The following is a 20,091-nucleotide window of genomic DNA, read 5'->3' on the forward strand; positions in this document are numbered from 1 at the left end:
AGAAGGCGCTTTCCCGCGGCCGACGTTGGCCCCGTGGGGCGCGTTTCGAAATACGTTGGGTGTCAGTCTGGTCGCAGGAGCCGCCCTTTCGCGTCGGGGAGGTGTCCCCGTTGGATCAGCGTAGAACTAGCTGTGCGCGGCATGAAAACGTGCTATACATCGGTGACGCGGAGCTAGGTTTTGCGCCAGGCTGCCAGCAGCAGTTCGCACGCGCGGCGCATGTCGGTTTCGGCTTGCGCCGGCGTGGTCTCACCCATCACCGCCCACGACAAGACGCCATAGGCGCACTGCTCGACCAGCAGCGCAAGCTGGGCGTCCTGCGGTGCGGGTCGGGTGATCCCGGCGACCGACAGGATGATCTCGCGCAGATTGAAATCGCCGGCCGCTCTGGACTCGGCTCGCCGGGCATTGACCGAGGTGATCATCGCGCGGGCCAACCGGGGTCGGGCGAGCATGGACCGGCAGATACCGGCCATGAGTTCGCTGACATCGGCTGTTGGACAGCCGGTCACCGGCTCCGGCGGCGTGATGGATCGGGTGTAGTGCAACAGCAGCGCGCTGAACAGGTGATGCTTCGTCGGGTAGTAGCGGTAGACGGTGGTGATCGAAACGCCGGATTGATCCGCCACAGCCTGCATCCGGACCGCCTCCAGCCCGTGGCGGGCGCCGAGTCGGGCGGCGGTGGCGAGTATCCGTTCGCAGCGCCGTCGCTGGGCGGCCGTTCTGGGAGCCGCCGGCTCGCGATCAACCGGTGGGCGGGGCATCGGAGTCGGGGGTGGGCCTGCCGCCGAGCAGCTTCTGCATCATCCGATGGGACGCGAGTATGGCTGCGGCCCGGTCGGGCGTGGCGCGCAGCGCGGGATTGCCGGCATGAGCCGAGACGACGTGCACCGGGCCGTGGGGGAGCTGGGCCAGTCCCTCGCGGGCAACGTCGGCCGGATCGGAGACCGGCATCCCGGGGATGTCGAAGTTGAGCCCCACCCGCTGCATGGCCGGTGTCCTGGTGACGCCGAGCACCAGTTCGAGCACATGCACGTTGTGTTCGCGCAACTCCAGCCACAGGCCCTCGGCGTAGATCCGGGTGAAGGCCTTCACGCCGCCGTACACGCTGTGCCGCGCCGAACCCTGGTAGCCGGTGAGCGAGCCGACCAGCAGCACACCGCCGCGACGGCGAGCACGCATCGGGCCGGCGAAGTGATGGATCAGTGCCAGCGGCGTGCTCACGTTCAGGTCGATCACCTGCTGGAAGGCCGCCAGATCGCCGTCGAGGAACTCCGCGCTGTGGGTGTTGGCGCCGGCGTTGTAGATCAGCAGGCCGATCTCTAGACCCGTTGTGGCCGAGCGGATCTGCTCGATGCTGTCGGCCCGCGACAGATCCAGCGCCAGTTCGCGGACGTCCACGCCGAGTTGGCGGCAGCGGTCAGCGGTGTGGTGCAGCGGTTCCGGTTTGCGTGCGATCAGAACCAGGTCGATTCCCGCGCGTGCCAGCAACAGCGCGAACTCGGCCCCGACACCTTCGGAACCGCCCGCGATCACGGCCCACGGTCCGTACTGCGGGCCCCAGGTCGGTTCCTCACCGCTGGACAACAGCCGCCTCCATAACTAAAATTCGCTTTAGTTTTCTCGCAAGGCTACCTCGGGCACGCAGCGCAAGGAAAGTGCATGAACCGATTGCGGTACGACGTTCGCCGGGCTCGTTGATGCGCGTCGGCCTGTTCACGCCGGTGGTCATCCAGGTGCCCGGCACCGCATCCGAGTGGGAAGCCGACGGCGGTATCGGCGACATCGCCGAGATAGCCACGGCCGCCGATGAACTCGGCTACACCCACCTCACTTGCTCGGAACACGTCGCGGTGCCCGTCGAAGTGGCGGCGTTGCGCGGCGCGACGTACTGGGACCCGTTGGCCACCTTATCGTTTCTCGCCGCACGCACCCGACGGATCAGGCTGGTCACCTCTGTGCTGGTGCTCGGATACCACCACCCGCTAGAGATCGCCAAGCGCTACGGCACCCTGGACCGGGTCAGCGCCGGCCGGCTGACGCTCGGGGTGGGTGTCGGTTCGCTGCGAGAGGAGTTCGACCTGCTGGGCTGCGCCTGGGAGGATCGCGGCGCCCGCGCCGACGACGCGATGAAGGCACTGCGCGCGTCGTTGTCGACCAGCCGGCCCGCCTACCACGGCGACTATTACCGATACGACTCGCTGATCGTGGAGCCGTGTGCGGTGCAACCGCGGGTGCCGATCTGGGTGGGCGGCCGAACCAGGCGCTCGCTGCGACGGGCGGTCGAACTGGGTGACGGCTGGACGCCGTTCGGCCTTACGGTGGACAAGATCGCGAAAATGCTTGGCTCCATAGCTGTTCCCGATGACTTCGCCGTCGTGCTGGCGACGCCGCCGCTGGACCCGATCGGCGCCCCGCAACGCGCCACCGATCAGATCGAGCGGCTGGCCGAAGCGGGGGCGACGGATGTCAGCTGTGTGATCTCGGCGCAATCGGTGGGGCATTTCTGCGACCAGCTCGCAGCACTCGCGCAGTTGACGAACCTGGCCGAGGAAGGATCGTGAGCGAACAACGGCTCGCCGACCTCGAACGCCGGCTGCAACGCATCGAAGACGAACGCGCCATCGAGCGGATGATCGGCTGCTACGGCCCCCTGGTGGATGCCGGCGATGCCGACGCCACCGCCGCCCTCTGGTGTGACGACGGTGTCTATGACGTCGAGAATTGGGTGATGCAGGGCCGCAACGACATCGCCGCTATGGTGCGCTCGCCGGGACACCAGAATCTGATCCACGGTGGTTGCGTTCACTTCCTGGGTCCGGCGGTGGTCACCGTGCACGGCGACGACGCGGTCGCGGTGTGCGACTCGACGCTGCTGGTCAGACATGAGAACGGCTACCGGGTAGCCCGCGGCGGCGCCAACTACTTTCACCTCAGCAGGGCGCCCGAGTCACCGTGGCGGTGGCAGATCGTCACACGCATCACCCGCCGCCTCGACGGCAGTGCCGAGAGCCGCGCCCTATTGGTGGACGGAGTTATGGGACGGATTCGAGGAACTCCCGCACCAGGCGAGTGAACTCCTCGGGCCGGTCGTAGGTGACGATGTGCCCGGCGCCGGCGATGGTGACCAGCCGGGATTGCGGTGCGGCGGCATGGGCCGCGGCCAGCTGGGCGGCGCCGACCAGCGGATCGTGCGCGCCGCGGACCCACAGCGTCGGCACCGACAGTCGCGGCAACTCGGGCAGCAGGTTCAGTCGCATCGAGCGCGGGCCGTAGGCTTCGATCTGCCAGTCGTCCAAGGCCTTCTCGCCGTGCCGGTGCTTGGCGCGGGCCTCGCCCACCACCGCGGCCATGATCTCCTCGAAATCCGGGGTCCGTTCTCCGGCAGCCAGGTTGGCGAGCATGGACCGGCGGATGGCGCCGGGAAACCGGGCCAGATACCAGCTGGCGGCGCGCAGCAGGCCCGGTGTGCGCATGACCAACCAGGTCACCAACTGCGCCGGGCGCTTGGCGTCGAGTCCGCCGGGCCCGATCGCGACCAGGGCGCTGACGCGCTCGGGATGCTCGAGGGCGAAGCCGGTGGCGATACCGGCGCCTAACGACAGCCCGATGAACGCCGCCTGCGGCAGCTCCAGCGCGTCGAGCAATTCGGCGAGAAAGCGGCGGAAGAACGCGTCGTCGAGCACCCCGCGCCAGGGCCTGCTGGCCCCGTGGCGGGGCAGATCGATCAGGTGCACGCGGTAGTCGGCGGCCAGCTCCGGAGCGACTCGGCGCCACACCCCCTGCGCGGTATCGAGCATCGCGCCGTGCAGCAACAGCAGGGGCGGTCCGGTATCGCCGGCGCGGTAGACCCGCACCGGTCCGCCGCAGATGGTGAGGTCGGTGTAGTTGTCGAACGGATCGATCACGGCCGGCCCCGGCTCGCGGCCCAGCGCAACATCCGCACGTCCACCGACCACGAGCTGCGTGGCCCGCGGCCACCCGGTGGTATCGCCGACCAGGTCTGGTGCGGCCACCACCGATCGTCGTTGGCGAGGCCGGCTAGCAGTGCGCCCACCTGCTCAAGGCTATCGACGGTGAACACCCGCCCTGCCGGCCCGCTACCGCCGGTCCCACTTCGTCGCCCCCGACACTGGACCGCGCACTGCCGAAGCGCTGGAATCGGCGCCCGATGTCGCGCCGGTTGCCTCAGCGGAACCGAACGTGCAGCGTCGCCAGGCCGAAAATCTTCTTGTCACCGGATTTCGCACCGACCAGGATGACGCCGCTGCGGGTCTCGGGATCCAGCGACTTGATCTTGCCGCTGAACTCGATGTCGGCGCCCTCCTTGGCCGACACGACCGCCGGCGCCGACAGCCGCACCGCGTAGCGGGTGACCGCACCGGGATCGCCGGTCCAGGCGGAGGCGAAACCGGCTCCCAGGCCCATGGTCAGCATGCCGTGGGCGATCACGTCGGGCAGCCCGGCCAGCTTGGCGATCTCCTCGTCCCAGTGGATCGGGTTGGCGTCACCGGCCACCCCGGCGTAGTTCACCAGGTCGCCCCGCGAGAGCCGGGTGTGGCGCACCGGGAGCGGGTCGCCGACCTTCAGCTCGTCGAACGACGGTGTGGCCGGGGTGCGGGTCAGGCCGCCGTCGGCGATGTGGACCTCGCCTTCGGGTCGCACCGTTTTTTCGTAGCCGGCCTCGGATTCGCCGACGCCGAGGATGTTGACGTCGTGCATCATCGCGTTGTGCACGGCGGTCTTGATGGCCGGGTCGATGTCCTCGGCGGTCACCCCGACGACGGTGGTGTGCAGGGTGTGCACCCGCTCACCGGCGGTGTCGGTGAAGGTGTTGGTGACGGTGATCAGGTCTCGTCCGGCGATCCGGCGTACCGACGTCAGCTCGACGTCGATCTTCAGCTCGTCCCCGGCGACGATCGGCCGGTGCTGCTCGAAAACCTCTTCGGTCTGCATGTAGGTGTCATAACCGACGACCACGGACTCGAACATGCGGCGATTGCAACTCATGCCGGGGGTCGAGGTGAACGTCAGCGGCGCCACCACCTCCGGGTAGCCCAGCTCCGCGGCCGCCGCGACGTCCCAGTGCGCCGGGTGATAGTCCTGCACCGCGCGGGCGTACTCGCGGACCTTCTCCCGGCCGACCAGATAGGTGCCGTCCATCTGGTAGTAGTGGCCGACGCGTGCTTCCAACGGCGATACCTGTGCTGCGGTCATGAAATTGACTCAACCGTTCTGTCGGTGTGTTTGCTGCGCCCGACCCAAGCACCCTAGCGCGCGGACTCGGCGACCGGAGATTCCGTGCCCCCGGCCGGCCCGAGCCGGTTAAGCGAGCAGCGGCGCCAGCATGCGCCAGCGGCGGTGCCGATGGGCGAACAACAGCCGGATGAACAGCCGGGTGCCCCAGCCGGTGACGCCGTCGACGGTCTCGATCTCATCGGTGTAGCGGCAGCGCTGCTCATCAAGCGGCGTGAACGTGAGGCGATGGTTCCAGGTCCGCACCGGGCCGCCGTGCTCGTTGGTGTAGATCATCAGATCCTCGAGTTCTTTAATCTCGAGGTGATGCCTCCAGGACGGGATCACGCCGAACCACCACAGCCGCGCCGACACCCGGGTGCCCACCTCGACGCGATCGGGGGCTGCCAAGGGGCGCATCGTGAGCAACGGGGCCAAAACGAATTGCATCAGTTCGGGCTTTCGCGCCAGTGCCGCGGCGCGTTCCGCCGGAATCGGCAGTTCGGTGCGCAGGGCGACGATACTCATCTTTAGAAAGTTTAGCTGGATGCGCACGGGCCGGGGGATAGGCTGCCCTGGTCGGGAGGAGCCGAACCCATGAGCGACATCGAAAAGTCGGCCGCAGCCGCCGGAGCGGCGATGGAGCAGGCCGTCGCGGTGTTCATGCTGCACCCGGAGACCTTCGCGGGCAGCATCGCCGCCGGCTATCAGAACCCGCTGGCCGGCTACGTCGCCGGGCGCGGCGGCGTGCTGGGCGAGGCCACCGGTGATGCCGTCGGTGCGGTGTTCGCGGTGTTCGAACCGACCGGCTTGAGCGCCATGTGGGACGAGGGCGTCGCGGTGCGCGGCGCTGCCGCCGCGGCGCAACAATATTGGAGCCAAACGGCCGAGTTCGGGCGCAAGTACTTCTCCGGTGCCCAGGGCCTGGATCGGATCGCCGCACTCGGGGAGAAGGTCATCGCGGCGACACCGCCGGCGGGCCTGCCGTTGTTCGCCGGCTGGCGGGCGATGCCGTTGGCCGACGACGCCGCGGGGAGGGCGCTGCAGGTGATGTTCGTGCTGCGAGAACTGCGCGCCGGTGTGCATTTCAACGTGCTGACCGTCTCCGGCATCACCCCGATCGAGGCGCACATGCTCAACAAGGGGCCGCAGTACGCCACGATGTTCGGCTGGCCCGAGCCGTTCGCCGACGGCGCCGACAAGAAGGACCGCTACGCCCAGATCGAAGCGGCCACCAACCGGCGGATGGCGGAACTGTTCGCCGCCGCCCTGGCCCCGGACGAGGCCGCGGAACTGGCCCGGTTGAGCACCGCGGCGCTCGCCGTGTTGCAGGCCGCCGTCCCGGGCTGACCGGCCCGCAACGCGACGGCGACGGAGTCTCGAGCGGAACTGAGGAAGCCATGACTGCAAAGTGGGACGCGATCGACCGGTACGTCGTCATCTCGACCGACACCCACGCCGGAGCCGATCTCTACGACTACAAGCCGTATCTGCCCGCGCGCCTCCACGACGATTTCGATGCCTGGGCAAAGACCTACAGCAGCCCGTTCGACGACCTGATCGTCGCCACCGCCAACCGCAACTGGGACCACGAGTTGCGGATCACCGAGATGGACGCCGACGGGGTGGCAGGCGAGGTATTGCTGCCCAACACCGTTCCGCCGTTCTTTCCGACCACGCCCAACATCACCATCAGCCTGCCCCGCACCCGTGATGAGTTCGAGCAGCGATGGGCCGGGGTACAGGCCCACAACCGGTGGCAGGTCGACTTCTGCGCATTGGCACCCGCGCGGCGGCGCGGGTTGATCCAGATCTTCCCCAACGACATCGACCTGGCGCTCAACGAGATCCGCTGGGGTGCCGGGCTGGAGTGCTTCGGCGGTGTGCTGATCCCGGCCGTCTCACCGGGCGACCCGCAGGTGGCTCCGCTGTTTCACACCCGCTACGAGCCGATCTGGGCGCTGTGCGCGGACTTGGACCTGACGGTGGTACAGCACGCCGGGGCCGGCAGCCCCGAGATGCCGATGGACCAGCCGGCCTCCAACGCGGTGCTGATCACCGAGATGGCGCTGTGGGCCCAGCGCACGCTGAGCCACCTGATCCTGGCCGGGGTCTTCGAGCGGCACCCGGAACTGCGGTTCGTGCCGACCGAGCAGGGCACCTTATGGGTGCAGCAGCAACTGATGATGCTCGACGCCATGGTGCCCACCATGAAGACCGAGGCCAACAACCGCACCTACGGGATGTTCGGCGGCTCGTCCGTTGACGAGATGACCATGCTCCCCAGCGAATACGCCCGACGGAACTGCTATCTGGCCAGTGAGCTGACACCTTACGATGCGGCGATGATCGATTACCTGGGAGCCGACCACATCATGTGGGGCAGCGATTATCCCCACGAGGAAGGCTTCGCGCCGCATTCCAAGCTGGCGATCCGCTGGGCACTGCATGACCGGTCGGAGCAGGAGTGCCGCAAGATCCTGGCCGGAAACGCGGGCCGGCTGTACCGCTTCGACCTCGACGCGCTTGCTCCCGTCGCCGCCGAGATAGGGCCAACCGTCGCCGAAGTGGCGACACCGCTGGGAGACACCGGCTATCGCGCCCCGGCCGCATTCGGCTACCGGCCTTTTGAGGGCGGGCTGGCCCTGAAGCGGTTGGCCCCGGAACGCGGGTAGGGGTCCTAGATCATCGCCCGGAGTGGTCCGGCCGGCTCGATACCCAGCGAACTCAGCGCGGCGGCGTGGAACGTGGTGCCGGGCACGTGGATGGCATGGTTGAGCCCCGCATGCGCGTCGCGCCAATACCGTTGCAGCGGCTTGTCCATCCGCAACGCGTTGCCTCCCGAGCGGGCGAAGATCTGGTCGACGGCTCCCACGGCCCGCCACACCGCACGGATCTGGGTGCGGCGCCCGGCGGCGCGATCGGCGAAACCGACCTCCTCGCCGGCGGCGACCATGTCATAGATCCGGTCGACGTTTGCCAGTAGCTCTTGTCGGGCGGCGTTGATGTCGGCGGCCGCCTCGCCGATGGCCGATCTTCTCCGTCTCGCCGGACTGCTCCCGCAACTGGTCGGCGATGGCCATCAGCCGGTCGATCGGCCGCTCGCCCATGTCGTCGTCCTCAGGTTGTGGACTTCAAAAACGATGGTGTGTTGCCGATGATGTCACCGGCGAGGGCCGGTGTGTGCCGAAAACAGCAGTGAGATCAGCCGACGGCCACGCTGCGCTCGCTCAGAGCCGTTCCAGGCCGACGTAGCACGAACTGAGGGCCGACGTCTGCGACAGCGGGTCGAGGCTCGTGCCGTCGACCAGCAGATTACGGTTGACGCCGAACGACTCCGGTGCTCGGCCACCCCGCGGGTCGAAGATCCGCGAACCCCAGCCGTGGTCGATGATCACCAGACCGCGCCGCGGTCGGTCGGACAGCGTCGCCGTCAGTTCGACCTCACCGACCGGGGAGAACACCCTCACCCGGTCGCCCCCGCCGATGCCGAGGGCGGCGGCGTCCTCAGCGTTGATCACGACCTCGTTGCGTTTACCGGAGCGGTGCAGTCCGGGCAGCTCGTTGAGCCAGGAATTCATCGAATGCCGATTACGCCGGTTCCCCAGCTGGAATGGAAAACCCTCCGGGGCACTGGGATTCAGGTCAGCAAGCAACTCTCGTGCCCGCGCGAGGAATTCGGGTGGCGCCGCGTGGACCATTTTGTCGTCGGTCCGCAACGCCTCCTTGAAATGGCCGAACTCCCGCGGTCCCAGCACTATCCCGTGCGGGTGGGTCATCAGGTCACGCCAGGTAAGCCTGCGTCCGTTGACTTTCCGCGACATCCGCACGATAAGGCGGTCGAGCCAGTGCGGACCGAACGCCAGCGCGGGCCGACCCGTCATCGCCGCCACCCGCCGGGTCGCCTTGATGAACCCGTTGAGGCCCTTCACCCCGAACAGTGGTCTACCCATCGCGATCGCGAGGTCGACGAAGATCTGCCACTCCTGCCGGGCATCGGGCGGGGGCTCGATGGCCTTCGCGCCGTACTGGACGAACGGTTGATCGTGCATATTGCTGGTGAACGCCAGCAGATCGTTGCGCTCGAGCCAGTGCACCGCGGGCAGCAGCCAGTGCGCGTGCCGGTGACTTTCCCGCTGCACGAGGTCGATCACGACCAGCAGGTCCAGTTGGGCGAGCGCCTTATCCAGTTTGGCCCCGTCCGGGCCCGACACCACCGGGTTGCCGCAGTTGATCAGCATTGCCTTGATCTGCCCGCGGCCCGGTGTGGTGATCTCGTCGGGCAATTCGGCCAACGCATGCGCTCCGGCCACCAGCTCCCGTCCTGCCACCCGGCTGACGTGCGGCTTCGTCTTGGCCAGTTCGGCCAATTTCAGTGCGTCGAAATAGCCCGGCTCGAAGCGACGCCCGCCCGGGCGGTCCATCCGGCCGGTGATCACGTTGAGCACCTGGCCGAGCCATTCGCCCACGGTGCCCGCCGCGTGTTGCGAGACCCCGGTGCGTGTGACCACCATCGCGCCGCCGGCAGCGGCGAAATCCCGCGCGGTGCGCTCGATCAGGTCCCGGTCGATCCCGCACCGGTCGGCCAAGTCATCCAGATCCGCGCCGGCCGCCAGCCGGCGTAGCTCCGGGACGCCGGTCGCCAGCTCCGCGCAGTCGCGCCGGTGTTCGCGGCCCTCGTCGAGGATCACCTTCACCATCGCCAGCAGCAGCGCCCAGTCCTGGCCCGGCCGCACCGCCAGGTGCACGTCGGCCTTCTCCGCGGACTCGGTGCGCAACGGATCGACCACCACGATGGTGGCGCCGCCCTGTTGGCGGGTCAGCGCGCGACGCCAGCCGTCGGGAACCGTCTCCAGCCAGTTCCAGCCGCTCACCGCTGGATTGGTGCCGACCAGCAGGAAGTAGTCGCAGTTGTCGACGTCGGAGACCGGCACCATCAGTGCCGATCCGTACATCGCCTCGGCCACCACATGCAGCGCGTTCTGATCGACGGAGCCGACGGCGTAGCGGCTGCGGGTGCCGACGGCGTCCATCCAGGCGTTCATGAAGATCACGTTCGACGACGAGTGCCCGGACGGGTTGCCGTAGTAGGTCCCGATCGTGTCGGGCCCGCCCGCGTCGATCAATGCGTTCATCCGCGCGGCGATGTCGCGGATCGCCACGTCCCAGGTCTCCTCGACGTAGGCGTCGCCTACCCGTCGCATCGGTCGCATGATCCGGCGCGGATGTTCTACCAGCTCATTAGCGGTGCGGCCCTTGGCGCAGAAGTCATGCCAGCTGTGCGGGTTGGGCTTGTCGGCGGAGATCTTACGGACCTGGTTGTCCTCGACCGTCACCTCCACGCCGCAGGAGGCCAGGCAGTACCTGCAGAAGGTGTGCACCGTCCGCGGGGTTGCTGCCATGCCGCCATGGTGCCCGAGCACCGGGCGCGTGTCCGTCAAATGCGAATGAGCACGGTGCTTATCGTGGCACTCATTTCACATGCCTTTCACGCATTGCGGATCGTGAGCCCGCCGTCGGCGACGAGAATCGCTCCGGTGATGTACGAGGCGGCCGGTAACAGCAGCGACAGCGTCGCATGCGCGACCTCTTCGGGCTCCCCGTAGCGGCGCAGCGCTGTGCGCCGGCGAGCGAAGACCGCCTTCTGTTCGTCCGGGATGGCGGCGGTCATGCCGGTGTTGATCGGGCCCGGGCACACACAGTTGACGGTCACCCCGGCCGGCCCGAGTTCCACCGCAAGCGACCGCGTCAGACCGATCACGCCGTGTTTCGCGACCGTGTACGGCGCGATTCCGGCGGTCGCGCCCAGCCCTTCGGTGGACGCCACGTTGACGATTCGTCCGGCGCCCTCCCGGCGCAGATCGGGCAGCGCGGCGCGGACGAACCGGGCGTAGGTGGTCAGGTTGATCGCCATCGTGGTGGCCCACACGCCCTCGAAGTCGTCGCTGTCCACCGGCGCGGGGAGGCTCACCCCGGCGTTGTTGACCAGACCGTCGATCGCGCCCAGAGACTCACGAATCTCGCCGAGGACAGCTGCGGGGGCCTCGGCGGTGCCGACGTCCGCGACCACGGCGTGGAACCGGGCGCCGGCGGCGCGGAGCTCGTCGGCCACCCGCGCCAGCCCGTCGGCGGCACGGTCGACGACACCGACCACCGCGCCCTCATCGGCGAGCAGGTGCGCGGTCGCCCTGCCCATGCCGCTGCCGGCCCCGGTCACCACGACCACCTTGCCCGCAACCGAACGGCTCAACGACGTCAAACGAGGCATAGGGCATCAAACCACTCCCCGGAGCTCAGCGCTCGGTTAAAACACCCGCCGTTCCACCAGGACATCGGCGAACGCCGCCAGGTCGGCGGCGAAGATCGCGGGCTGCTCGAACGCGGCAAAGTGTCCGCCGCGGTCTGCGACGCTGTAGTGCACCAGGTTGTAGCGATGCGCGGCCCACGCCCGCGGGGTCTGCAACATCTCGTAGGGGTACACCGCATACCCGGTGGGCACCTCGACCCGGCCTTCCCACGTGCCGAGCGGGCCGGTGCCGGCCCGGGTGGATTCGCAGTACAGCCGGGCCGCCGAGGTCGCGGTCGCCGTCAGCCAGTAGAACATCAGGTTGTCGATGAGCCGATCGGTGCTGATCGGTATGCCTTCTCGGGTGTCGCACCAGGCGTGGAACTTCTCCAGAATCCAGCCGGCCAGCCCCACCGGCGAGTCGTCCAGACCGAAGCCCAGCGAATGCGGCCGGGTGGCTTGCTGATTCAGGTAGGCCATGCCGTCGGTCATCCGTTGGGCCGCGGCGGCGATCGCGGCCTGCTCGGTCCCGGTCACGGCGGCCAGCAACTCCGGGTCGTCCCGGTCGGGCGGTGCGAAGCACATGTTGGTGTGGATGGCGGTGACCCGATCGGCGTAGTGCTCGCCGAGGTGGCGGGTGACGATGGCACCCCAGTCGCCGCCCTGCGCGACGTATCGGTGGTAGCCCAGTTGCGCCATCACATCGGCGACCGCGGCCGCCACGGCCGCGGAGTCGACACCGCGCTGCCGGGTGGGCCCGGAGAAGCCGTATCCGGGCATCGAGATGACCACGACGTGGAAACGGGGCCGCAGCAACGGGATTGCGTCGAGGAACTCGACGATCGATCCGGGCCAGCCGTGGGTGATCACCAGCGGAATGGCTTGCGGGCCGGTCGCTCGGGCGTGCAGGAAGTGCACCCGCTGCCCGGCCGCCTCGGTGACGAACGAGCCGATGGCATTGACTTCGGATTCGACACGGCGCCAGTCGTAGCGGTGCAGCCAGTGCTCGACCACGTTCTTGAGGAACCCTTGTTCGGTGCCGTAATCCCAACCCGCACCGTCGATCTCCGCTGGCCAGCGGGTATCGCTGAGTCGACGTCGCAGATCGTCGAGCTGGCGGTCGTCGACGTCGATAGTCAACGGTTCGATGCGGTCGCTCATATCTTGAGGTCCCCCTTGTCGGCGGGGATCGGCGGAACCCCGGTTGGCTGTCGAAATATATAGTCGGCCAGCGACGAGCGCCGGCTGAACCGGCGTGAGCCGGTGATGGTCTGGGGGCGGTGATAGCGCCAGGCGCCGCCGAAGTCGTCGGCTCGTTCCACGATGACGAAATCGCCGACGATCGCCCCCACGTGGTGCGGGTCAGCCATGGCCGGCCCCGCTCAGCCCGGCGACGATGTGGTCGCACACGAAGCGGCGCACCGCGCGGGGGCTGTCCAGATTCACCCGCATGGGCGGCAGCAACTCGAAGCTGAACAGCATCCGCACGATCCATTCGCTGGCGCGACCCGGATCCAGGGCATCGCTGACCTCCCCGCTGCGTTGTGCGGCGCGCACCAGTGGCATCCACAACTGCACCGAGCGCCGCATCAACTCCTCACCGCCGTGTTCGAGCAGCAGTACCAGCACACTCTGGTTGATCGCGCGGGATTCGGCCGACGATCGGCGGCGATGCGCCGAGATCAGCACCGCCGCGGCCGCGACCTGTTCGGCCAGGTTCTGCTGCTGGTTCACCTCGGCGGCCATGGTCTCGATGAACGCCGAGGACAGCTGCTCCAGCGCAGCGGCGATCGCTTCGTGGCGGGTGCCCAGGATGTTGTGCACCGTGCCGCGTGACACCCCCGCCGCCTCGGCGACCGCCGTCAGGCTGAAGCGGCGAGGCCCGAGCTGGCGCAAAGTGTCGGTCGCGGCGGTGAGCAGTGGCGACGGCAGCGTTCGAGATCCTGCATCGCCGGGCACTTGCACACATTAACGAAATGTGTACAAATTGATCAATACCATTCGTCGCCGCGTCCGGTACTTCGAAGGAGACGGCTGTGTACGACCTCGCGATCACCGGTGGCACCGTCGTCGATGGGACGGGAGCCGATCGCTACCCGGCCGATATCGGCGTCCGGGACGGCAAAATCGTGGCTGTTCAGCGCCGCACCGGAGCCGACGATCCCGGCCTGACCGGCGCGGCAGCCGAGACGATCGACGCCACCGGGCGGATCGTCGCCCCCGGGTTCGTCGACATCCACACCCACTACGACGGGCAGGTGAGCTGGGACAGCCTGCTGGAGCCCTCCAGCGGGCACGGAGTAACCACGGTCGTCAGCGGCAACTGCGGCGTCGGATTCGCCCCGGTGCGCCCCGGCCGCGAGGAGTGGCTGATCAAGCTGATGGAGGGCGTGGAAGACATCCCCGGCACCGCGCTGACCGAAGGCATCACCTGGGGATGGGAGAGCTACCCGGAGTACCTGGATGCGCTCGAGCGGCAGAGCTTCGCCGTCGACGTCGGCAGCCAGGTCGCGCACGGAGCGATCCGCGCCTACGCCATGGGCGACCGTGGCGCGCGCAACGAACCGGCCACCGGCGATGACATCGCCGCGATGAGCCGACTGGTGCAGGAGGCGATCGAGGCCGGGGCGCTGGGCTTTTCGACCTCTCGCACCCTGGCGCACCGCGCGATGGACGGCGAACCGGTGCCGGGCACCTTCGCCGCCGACGACGAACTGTTCGGGCTGGGCCGCGCGATGGCTGCCGGGGGTCAGGCGGTGTTCGAGCTGGCCCCGCAGGGCACCGCCGGCGAGGACATCGTGGCGCCGAAGAAGGAACTCGAGTGGATGCAGCGCCTCGCCGCCGAGATCGACCGCCCGCTGTCGTTCGCGCTGATCCAGGTTGACGCCGACCCGAACCTGTGGCGCCAACAGCTCGACATCTCCGCCGCCGCCCATCAGGCGGGCAGCGCCTTGTACCCGCAGATCGCTGCCCGGCCCTTCGGCATGCTGCTCGGCTTCCCCGGCCACCACGGGTTCACCCACCGCCCGACCTACCGGCGATTGAAAGCGCAGTGCAGCCGCGAGGAACTCGCGCAGCGGCTCGCCGAGCCGGCGGTCAAAGCCGCCATCCTGGCCGAAGACGACCTGCCCGTCGATACTTCCCTGCAGTTCGACGGGATGTTCGCGCTGGTGCAGCACTCGCTGCACCGCATCTTCGACCTGGGCGACCCGCCGGACTACGAGCCGACACCGGACCGCTCGGTGGCGGGGATCGCCGCGGCGCGCGGTCAGGATCCGCTGTCGACGCTGTACGACCTGATGCTGCGCGATGACGCCGGCGCGATGTTGATGCTGCCGTTCTTCAACTACGCCGACGGCAACCATGACGCGATCCGCGAGATGCTCACCCACCCCGCCGGGGTGCTGGGCCTGTCCGACGGCGGCGCGCACTGTGGACTGATCTGCGATGCCTCCTACCCGACCTTCCTGCTCACCCATTGGGCCCGCGACCGGCACCGCGGCGAAAAACTGTCGCTGGAATACGTGGTGCGCAAGCAGTGCCGCGACACCGCGCAGCTGTTCGGGCTGACCGATCGCGGCGCCATCGAGGTGGGCAAGAAGGCGGACCTTAATGTGATCGACATGGACGCACTGACCCTGCACCCGGCCCGGATGGCCTACGACCTGCCGGCCGGGGGGCGCCGCCTGCTGCAAGGCGCGAGCGGCTACCAGGCGACCATCGTCAGCGGTACCGTTACGCGGCGTAACGGCGCCGACACCGGCGCCCGCCCGGGCAGGCTGGTGCGCGGCGCGCGCTGAATCACGAAGCACGGAAAGGAAATTCCTTGGCCCGGATGTATCCCTGCGAGCGTGTCGATCTCGGCTTCATCGACGAGGCGCCGCAGCGGTTCAGCAACAGTGTCGAGCTGGCCGTGACCCCCGAGCAGGTGTGGGAGGTGCTCGCCGACGCCGCCGCCTGGCCCCGCTGGGCGTCGGTGATCACCAACGTGACCTGGACCAGCCCCGAGCCGCGCGGTGTCGGCACCACCCGGCTCGTCGACATGCGGGGCGGCATCATCGGCGACGAGGAATTCCTCGCCTGGGAACCCTGCCGGCACATGGCGTTTCGGTTCAACGCCAGCTCGACATCGGCGCTGGCGGTTTTCGTCGAGGACTACCGCATCGAACCGACCGCGCAGGGCTGCCGGCTCACCTGGACCCTGGCCAATCGGCTGACCGGCCCGGCGCGGCTGTTCTCCCCGCTGAGCGGGCCGCTGATGAACCTGGCGTTTCGCCGCTTCCTGACCAACCTGCGCCGCTACACCGACGAGCGGTTCGCCACGTCGCCGCGCGGTTGACGCCCTGCCGCCGAGCGGCCGCAAAACATGCCATTGACTAATGGCACCATTAGCTGTTGACTCAGTCACATGATCCTTGGGCGGTCGCGGAAACGCAGCCATGAAGCCTCAGCCGTCATCACCGGCGCCGGCAGCGGCATCGGAGCGGCATTCGCCACCGAACTCGCCCGCCGCGGCAGCGCCGTGGTCTGCAGCGACATCGACGATGATGCCGTCCAACGCACCGTCGAAGCCATCACCGCCGCCGGCGGCCGGGCCATCGCGGTGCACTGCGACGTCTCCGCCATCGACGAGGTCACCGCGTTGGCCGAAGGCGCCCGGACCTGGTTCGGCCACCCGCCCACGCTGGTGATCAACAATGCCGGCGTCGGCACCGGCGGCCAGCCGATCGGGGCCATGTCGCTCGACGACTGGAACTGGACGCTGGGCATCAACCTGTGGGGCCCGATCCACGGCTGCCATGTGTTCACCCCGATGCTGCGTGCGGCGCAGACCGATCAACCACGCGGGATCATCAACGTCGCTTCGGCGGCCTCGTTCGGCGCCGCCCCGGAGATGGCGGCCTACAACGTCAGCAAGGCCGGCGTGCTTTCATTGTCGGAGACGCTGGCCGCAGAGCTGTCCGGCAGCGGGATCGGCGTGACCGCGCTGTGCCCGACGTTCGTCAAGACCAACATCGTCGAATCCGGCCGCAGCACCGCACAATCCACCGAAGCCGCGAACCGGTTGATGCGCTGGACCGGAATCTCCGCCGCCCGGGTGGCGCGAGATTGCCTGGACACCCATGACCGCGGCGGGCTGTACTGCATGCCGCAGCTGGACGCGAAAATCGGCTGGAACATCAAACGATTAGCACCCGAGACGTTCACTCGAACGATCGGCCTGGCGTTCCGGGCCGGCTCGCATCTATCGAACTAGAGGGAGTGTCCGATGAGCCTCGATTTGGACATCATGCTCGCCAAGATCAAGGATCGGCAGTGGGCACTGGCCGACATCGACTGGGACGCACCGGGAGCCGAGACCATCGATGATGAGTTCCGGCCCAAACTCAAGAAATTCATGGCGGATCTGTGCTGGATCGAGAACATCGGAGCCCGCGGTTTCGCAGCCATGGCGCGCAAGGCCCCGACTTCGACGCTCGCTGAGATCTACCGGTATTTCCATGCCGAGGAACAGCGCCATGCCAACGCCGAACTGGCGCTGATGAAGCGCTGGGGCATGCTTGCCGACGGCGAAATGCCAGAGCCCAACGTCAACATCCGATTGGCGATGCAGTGGCTGGATGACTACTCCGATGACTTGCCGCTGTCGGTGCTGGGAACGGTGATCCCGATGCTGGAAGTCGCACTCGACGGCGCGCTGCTCAAGTTCCTGCTCGATGAGGTCGATGACCCGGTCTGCCACCAGGTGTTCGAGAAGATCAACAACGACGAGTCCCGGCACATCGCCGTCGACTTCGCGGTGTTGGAGATGATCGGGCACGCCGATGCCCGCCGGCTGGCCATCGAGTTCGTCGGCACTGTCGCCTCCCCCTCACTGATCGTCGGCGCACTGATCGCGGTCCCACTGCTCAACCGGGTCCGCAACGAGGTGATCGGCATGGGATTGGATCCGCAACGTCTTTACTCGGCACTGATGCGTTTCCGCCAGTTCGGCGAACGTGGCGAAGGCACCCGGCGTGTACCGGCCTACCAGGTCGTCAAGCGCTACTCGGGCTGGATGGCCAACCCGGACAGTCCGTATCACCTGCTCGCCAATCCCGCGGTGTGGCTGTCCGGCTTCTATCCCAAGCGGCTACTCAAACCCGTGCCGAGCTGGTTCAAAGAGCTCACGCACGAACCGGCGGCCTGACATGGCGTGCGCACCCGTCTACCAGACTCTGATCGTCGGCGCCGGCTTCAGCGGGATCGGCGCAGCGATCAAGCTGACCGAAGCCGGTATCGCCGACGACGAGATCGTGATCCTGGAACGCAGCGAACGGGTCGGTGGAACCTGGCGCGACACCCGGTATCCCGGTGCGGCATGCGATATTCCGTCGCTGCTGTACTCGTTCTCGTTTGTCGCCAACCCCGGCTGGTCACGGGCGTACCCGTCGGCAGAGGAGATCTATCGCCACATCGAGGACATGGTTGACCGGTTCGGCCTGCGGCGCCACATCCGGTTCAACACCGAGGTCACCGGACTGGCGTTCGACGAGGACGCCGGCGTGTGGACGGTGTCGGCCGGCAGCACGAAGTTTCGGGCCCGCACGGTGGTGCTGGCATCCGGACCGCTGCCCGATTCCAGCTTTCCTGCCATCCGCGGTCTGGAAACATACGCCGGCCGCAAGATCCACAGCGCCCGCTGGGATCCCGATTACGACTTCGCCGGCAAGAAGGTGGCCGTCGTGGGCACCGGTGCCAGCGCGGTGCAGATCGTCCCGGAGTTGGTCAAGCAAGCCGGCTTCGTCAAGGTGTTCCAGCGGACCCCCGGCTGGGTGATCCCCCGACTCGATGTGGGCATGCCGCCGGTCGTGCAGGAGTTGTTCGCCAAAGTCCCTGCCGCCCAGCAGCTTGCCCGGCAGGCCCTGTTCTGGGGGCACGAGGCCAGCGCCACCGCACTGGTATGGAACACTCCGCTCAGCGCCCTGGTGGCCCGACTAGGCAAGGCCCACCTGCGGGCGACGGTCAAGGATCCCTGGCTGCGCCGTCAGCTCACTCCGGACTTCACCCCGGGCTGCAAACGCATGCTGGTCTCCAGTGACTATTACCCGGCACTGCAGCGGGAGAACTGCAAACTCATCGACTGGCCGATCGCCACGATCAGCCCGGCCGGCATCCGCACCAGCGATGGGGTGGAGCACCAGCTCGACGCCATCGTCTTCGCCACCGGCTATGACGTGCACCTGACCGGCCCGCCGTTTCCGGTCACCGGGCTGGGCGGCCGCTCGCTGGCCGCCGAGTGGACCGGCGGCGCGCAGGCCTTCAAGAGCATTCAGGCGCACGGTTATCCGAACCTGTTCTTCATGACCGGCCCCAACTCCGGCCCGGGACACAACTCCCTGCTGGTGTACGTCGAGGGGCAACTCGACTATGTGGTGCGTGCCGTCGGCGCCATCCGCACATCGAACCTGCGCTATCTTGACGTCCGCGACGAGGTGCAACGCCGCCACAATGAGCAGATCCAGCGCCGGCTGGCCAACACGACCTGGATGTCGGGTTGCCGCAGTTGGTATCTCACCGAGGACGGCGTCAACGCATCGATGTACCCCGGGTTCGCGACCCAGTATCTTCGGCAGATGCGCAGGTTCCGTCTCGCCGACTATCACGCGGTGGCATGAGCACGCCGGATCGTCACCCCAAAGCCGACTCCATCGCCGGCGTGCTGGCCAACCTGCGACGGGTGCCCCGCCGGGTGCGGCGCGAGTCGCGTGAGGTGATCGAAGCCGCAGTGACCCAGCTGTTCGAGGTCGTGGTGCGTCACCCCGGCGGCAGTGCGGCCTCGCGCGAGTATCGGGTCGACGACCTGGCCCGGATGGCCGGCACCACCACCCGCAACGTCCGGGTGTACCGGGACCGGGATCTGCTGCCGCCGCCGCGGCGGGTCGGGCGGATTGCGCTGTTCAACGACACGCACCTGACCCGGCTGCGGCTGATCACCTCGATGCTCGACCGCGGCTACACGATCGCGCACGTCAAAGAGATGATCGGCGCCTGGGAACAGGGCAAGGACCTCGGCGACATCCTGGGGCTGGAGAGCGCCATCGCCGGAACCTGGACCACCGAGCGCCCGCAAACCATGCCGCGCGCCGAAGCCGAACGGCTGATCGACGACCCGCCGGCGTTGCGCCGGCTGGTGCAGCTCGGAGTGATCCGCCTCGACGGGCCCGACGGATCACAGGCCACCATCACCCGGCCCAAGCTGATCGAGGCATTCAACGAGATTCGCGGGTACGGCATCACCGTGGACAAGCTCATCGATCTCTATGAGCAGACGCTGCCGCACATCGACGCGATCAGCCAGCTGTTGGTGCGCGCCGGCGCCGAACACGTCCTGGAGCTGATCCAGCCCGGTGCACCGCTGCCGGCCGACACCGCGATCGCGGAGTTGATCGGCATGCTGGTGCGGTTTCGCACCCAGGCCGTCGCATCGGTCACCGCCACCTTGGCCTCGTCGATCGAGTCGACCATCGAATCGATGGTCGCCGGTCTGCTCGCCGAGTCACTGCTGGGCTGACGCCCGCCCTGTCTCG

20 protein-coding genes and 1 pseudogene are annotated in these 20,091 nt (G+C 67.9%); 10 read left to right on the forward strand and 11 right to left on the reverse strand.

What is annotated here, in order from left to right:
* Positions 1 to 173 precede the first annotated feature (173 nt).
* Both ACAG20_RS09045 and ACAG20_RS09050 read right to left on the reverse strand, forming a co-directional pair.
* Positions 174 to 764, reverse strand: a complete 591-nt coding sequence (locus tag ACAG20_RS09045) for a TetR family transcriptional regulator (RefSeq protein WP_370492297.1) — start codon at positions 762 to 764, stop codon at positions 174 to 176.
* Entirely contained in the window at positions 745 to 1,587 is an 843-nt protein-coding gene (locus tag ACAG20_RS09050) for an SDR family NAD(P)-dependent oxidoreductase (protein WP_370492298.1), read from the reverse strand. Before ACAG20_RS09050 ends, ACAG20_RS09045 begins: the two co-directional genes overlap by 20 nt.
* Before the next feature lie 113 nt (positions 1,588 to 1,700).
* Here ACAG20_RS09050 and ACAG20_RS09055 point away from each other — a divergent pair, with 113 nt between their 5' ends.
* Together ACAG20_RS09055 and ACAG20_RS09060 are read left to right on the forward strand one after the other, a co-directional pair.
* Positions 1,701 to 2,564, forward strand: a complete 864-nt coding sequence (locus tag ACAG20_RS09055; RefSeq protein WP_370492346.1) for an LLM class F420-dependent oxidoreductase — start codon at positions 1,701 to 1,703, stop codon at positions 2,562 to 2,564.
* Positions 2,561 to 3,076 (forward strand): nuclear transport factor 2 family protein, encoded by a 516-nt coding sequence (locus tag ACAG20_RS09060; protein ID WP_370492299.1) that lies wholly within the window; start codon positions 2,561 to 2,563, stop codon positions 3,074 to 3,076. The genes ACAG20_RS09055 and ACAG20_RS09060 overlap by 4 nt, the downstream gene beginning before the upstream one ends.
* On the opposite strand, the gene ACAG20_RS09065 is transcribed toward ACAG20_RS09060, so the two are convergent.
* The 3 genes from ACAG20_RS09065 to ACAG20_RS09075 all read right to left on the reverse strand — a co-directional run bounded on the left by ACAG20_RS09065 (position 3,036) and on the right by ACAG20_RS09075 (position 5,763).
* Positions 3,036 to 4,016, reverse strand: a complete 981-nt coding sequence (locus ACAG20_RS09065) for an alpha/beta fold hydrolase (RefSeq protein WP_370492300.1) — start codon at positions 4,014 to 4,016, stop codon at positions 3,036 to 3,038. The two genes, ACAG20_RS09060 and ACAG20_RS09065, sit on opposite strands and share 41 nt — an antisense overlap.
* Before the next feature lie 172 nt (positions 4,017 to 4,188).
* Positions 4,189 to 5,217, reverse strand: a complete 1,029-nt coding sequence (locus ACAG20_RS09070; RefSeq protein ID WP_370492301.1) for a fused (3R)-hydroxyacyl-ACP dehydratase subunits HadA/HadB — start codon at positions 5,215 to 5,217, stop codon at positions 4,189 to 4,191.
* A 108-nt stretch (positions 5,218 to 5,325) separates the two neighbouring features.
* Positions 5,326 to 5,763, reverse strand: a complete 438-nt coding sequence (locus ACAG20_RS09075; RefSeq protein WP_370492302.1) for a hypothetical protein — start codon at positions 5,761 to 5,763, stop codon at positions 5,326 to 5,328.
* A 69-nt stretch (positions 5,764 to 5,832) separates the two neighbouring features.
* On the opposite strand from ACAG20_RS09075, the gene ACAG20_RS09080 reads away from it, so the two are divergent.
* Positions 5,833 to 6,585 carry an evbL gene (locus ACAG20_RS09080; RefSeq protein WP_370492303.1) on the forward strand — a complete coding sequence of 251 codons (753 nt, stop codon included), beginning with the start codon at positions 5,833 to 5,835 and terminating at the stop codon, positions 6,583 to 6,585.
* 50 nt (positions 6,586 to 6,635) lie between these two features.
* Positions 6,636 to 7,910 carry an amidohydrolase family protein gene (locus tag ACAG20_RS09085; RefSeq protein ID WP_112683610.1) on the forward strand — a complete coding sequence of 425 codons (1,275 nt, stop codon included), beginning with the start codon at positions 6,636 to 6,638 and terminating at the stop codon, positions 7,908 to 7,910.
* Positions 7,911 to 7,915: 5 nt separating this feature from the next.
* On the opposite strand, the pseudogene ACAG20_RS09090 reads toward ACAG20_RS09085, so the two are convergent.
* The 6 genes and pseudogenes from ACAG20_RS09090 to ACAG20_RS09115 all read right to left on the reverse strand — a co-directional run.
* Positions 7,916 to 8,266, reverse strand: a pseudogene (locus ACAG20_RS09090) (hydroxylase); the annotation flags it as partial.
* Positions 8,267 to 8,465: 199 nt separating this feature from the next.
* Positions 8,466 to 10,637 (reverse strand): molybdopterin-dependent oxidoreductase, encoded by a 2,172-nt coding sequence (locus ACAG20_RS09095; protein ID WP_370492304.1) that lies wholly within the window; start codon positions 10,635 to 10,637, stop codon positions 8,466 to 8,468.
* A gap of 86 nt (positions 10,638 to 10,723) precedes the next feature.
* Positions 10,724 to 11,485, reverse strand: coding sequence for an SDR family NAD(P)-dependent oxidoreductase (locus tag ACAG20_RS09100; protein WP_370492305.1), 762 nt, complete (start codon positions 11,483 to 11,485; stop codon positions 10,724 to 10,726).
* A gap of 54 nt (positions 11,486 to 11,539) precedes the next feature.
* The gene (locus ACAG20_RS09105) at positions 11,540 to 12,682 is read right to left on the reverse strand and encodes an epoxide hydrolase family protein (RefSeq protein ID WP_370492306.1); all 1,143 of its coding nucleotides are present in this window, start codon (positions 12,680 to 12,682) and stop codon (positions 11,540 to 11,542) included.
* Positions 12,679 to 12,891, reverse strand: a complete 213-nt coding sequence (locus ACAG20_RS09110; RefSeq protein ID WP_370492307.1) for a hypothetical protein — start codon at positions 12,889 to 12,891, stop codon at positions 12,679 to 12,681. The genes ACAG20_RS09105 and ACAG20_RS09110 overlap by 4 nt, the downstream gene beginning before the upstream one ends.
* The gene (locus tag ACAG20_RS09115; protein ID WP_370492308.1) at positions 12,884 to 13,480 is read right to left on the reverse strand and encodes a TetR/AcrR family transcriptional regulator; all 597 of its coding nucleotides are present in this window, start codon (positions 13,478 to 13,480) and stop codon (positions 12,884 to 12,886) included. Before ACAG20_RS09115 ends, ACAG20_RS09110 begins: the two co-directional genes overlap by 8 nt.
* A gap of 77 nt (positions 13,481 to 13,557) precedes the next feature.
* On the opposite strand from ACAG20_RS09115, the gene ACAG20_RS09120 reads away from it, so the two are divergent.
* The 6 genes from ACAG20_RS09120 to ACAG20_RS09145 all read left to right on the forward strand — a co-directional run bounded on the left by ACAG20_RS09120 (position 13,558) and on the right by ACAG20_RS09145 (position 20,075).
* Positions 13,558 to 15,321, forward strand: coding sequence for an amidohydrolase family protein (locus ACAG20_RS09120; protein ID WP_370492309.1), 1,764 nt, complete (start codon positions 13,558 to 13,560; stop codon positions 15,319 to 15,321).
* A 35-nt stretch (positions 15,322 to 15,356) separates the two neighbouring features.
* Entirely contained in the window at positions 15,357 to 15,860 is a 504-nt protein-coding gene (locus ACAG20_RS09125) for an SRPBCC family protein (protein ID WP_370492347.1), read from the forward strand.
* A gap of 69 nt (positions 15,861 to 15,929) precedes the next feature.
* Positions 15,930 to 16,778 (forward strand): SDR family NAD(P)-dependent oxidoreductase, encoded by an 849-nt coding sequence (locus ACAG20_RS09130; protein ID WP_370492310.1) that lies wholly within the window; start codon positions 15,930 to 15,932, stop codon positions 16,776 to 16,778.
* Between the two features lie 12 nt (positions 16,779 to 16,790).
* Entirely contained in the window at positions 16,791 to 17,711 is a 921-nt protein-coding gene (locus ACAG20_RS09135) for a ferritin-like domain-containing protein (RefSeq protein WP_370492311.1), read from the forward strand.
* A 1-nt stretch (position 17,712) separates the two neighbouring features.
* Positions 17,713 to 19,179 carry a flavin-containing monooxygenase gene (locus tag ACAG20_RS09140; protein ID WP_370492312.1) on the forward strand — a complete coding sequence of 489 codons (1,467 nt, stop codon included), beginning with the start codon at positions 17,713 to 17,715 and terminating at the stop codon, positions 19,177 to 19,179.
* The gene (locus tag ACAG20_RS09145; RefSeq protein WP_370492313.1) at positions 19,176 to 20,075 is read left to right on the forward strand and encodes a MerR family transcriptional regulator; all 900 of its coding nucleotides are present in this window, start codon (positions 19,176 to 19,178) and stop codon (positions 20,073 to 20,075) included. The genes ACAG20_RS09140 and ACAG20_RS09145 overlap by 4 nt, the downstream gene beginning before the upstream one ends.
* Positions 20,076 to 20,091: the final 16 nt, after the last annotated feature.

It is taken from the genome of Mycobacterium sp. pW045, assembly GCF_041287085.1.
Lineage (GTDB): Bacteria > Actinomycetota > Actinomycetes > Mycobacteriales > Mycobacteriaceae > Mycobacterium > Mycobacterium algericum_A.

What these genes read in the sequence shown, in the direction of transcription:
- ACAG20_RS09055 (WP_370492346.1), top strand. Translation starts at nt 1,701, where the DNA reads ATGCGCGTCGGCCTGTTCACGCCGGTGGTCATCCAGGTGCCCGGCACC.
- ACAG20_RS09045 (WP_370492297.1), bottom strand. Translation starts at nt 764, where the DNA reads ATGCCCCGCCCACCGGTTGATCGCGAGCCGGCGGCTCCCAGAACGGCC.
- ACAG20_RS09095 (WP_370492304.1), bottom strand. Translation starts at nt 10,637, where the DNA reads ATGGCAGCAACCCCGCGGACGGTGCACACCTTCTGCAGGTACTGCCTG.
- ACAG20_RS09080 (WP_370492303.1), top strand. Translation starts at nt 5,833, where the DNA reads ATGAGCGACATCGAAAAGTCGGCCGCAGCCGCCGGAGCGGCGATGGAG.
- ACAG20_RS09135 (WP_370492311.1), top strand. Translation starts at nt 16,791, where the DNA reads ATGAGCCTCGATTTGGACATCATGCTCGCCAAGATCAAGGATCGGCAG.
- ACAG20_RS09085 (WP_112683610.1), top strand. Translation starts at nt 6,636, where the DNA reads ATGACTGCAAAGTGGGACGCGATCGACCGGTACGTCGTCATCTCGACC.
- ACAG20_RS09140 (WP_370492312.1), top strand. Translation starts at nt 17,713, where the DNA reads ATGGCGTGCGCACCCGTCTACCAGACTCTGATCGTCGGCGCCGGCTTC.
- ACAG20_RS09070 (WP_370492301.1), bottom strand. Translation starts at nt 5,217, where the DNA reads ATGACCGCAGCACAGGTATCGCCGTTGGAAGCACGCGTCGGCCACTAC.
- ACAG20_RS09110 (WP_370492307.1), bottom strand. Translation starts at nt 12,891, where the DNA reads ATGGCTGACCCGCACCACGTGGGGGCGATCGTCGGCGATTTCGTCATC.
- ACAG20_RS09075 (WP_370492302.1), bottom strand. Translation starts at nt 5,763, where the DNA reads ATGAGTATCGTCGCCCTGCGCACCGAACTGCCGATTCCGGCGGAACGC.
- ACAG20_RS09125 (WP_370492347.1), top strand. Translation starts at nt 15,357, where the DNA reads ATGTATCCCTGCGAGCGTGTCGATCTCGGCTTCATCGACGAGGCGCCG.
- ACAG20_RS09130 (WP_370492310.1), top strand. Translation starts at nt 15,930, where the DNA reads ATGATCCTTGGGCGGTCGCGGAAACGCAGCCATGAAGCCTCAGCCGTC.
- ACAG20_RS09105 (WP_370492306.1), bottom strand. Translation starts at nt 12,682, where the DNA reads ATGAGCGACCGCATCGAACCGTTGACTATCGACGTCGACGACCGCCAG.
- ACAG20_RS09145 (WP_370492313.1), top strand. Translation starts at nt 19,176, where the DNA reads ATGAGCACGCCGGATCGTCACCCCAAAGCCGACTCCATCGCCGGCGTG.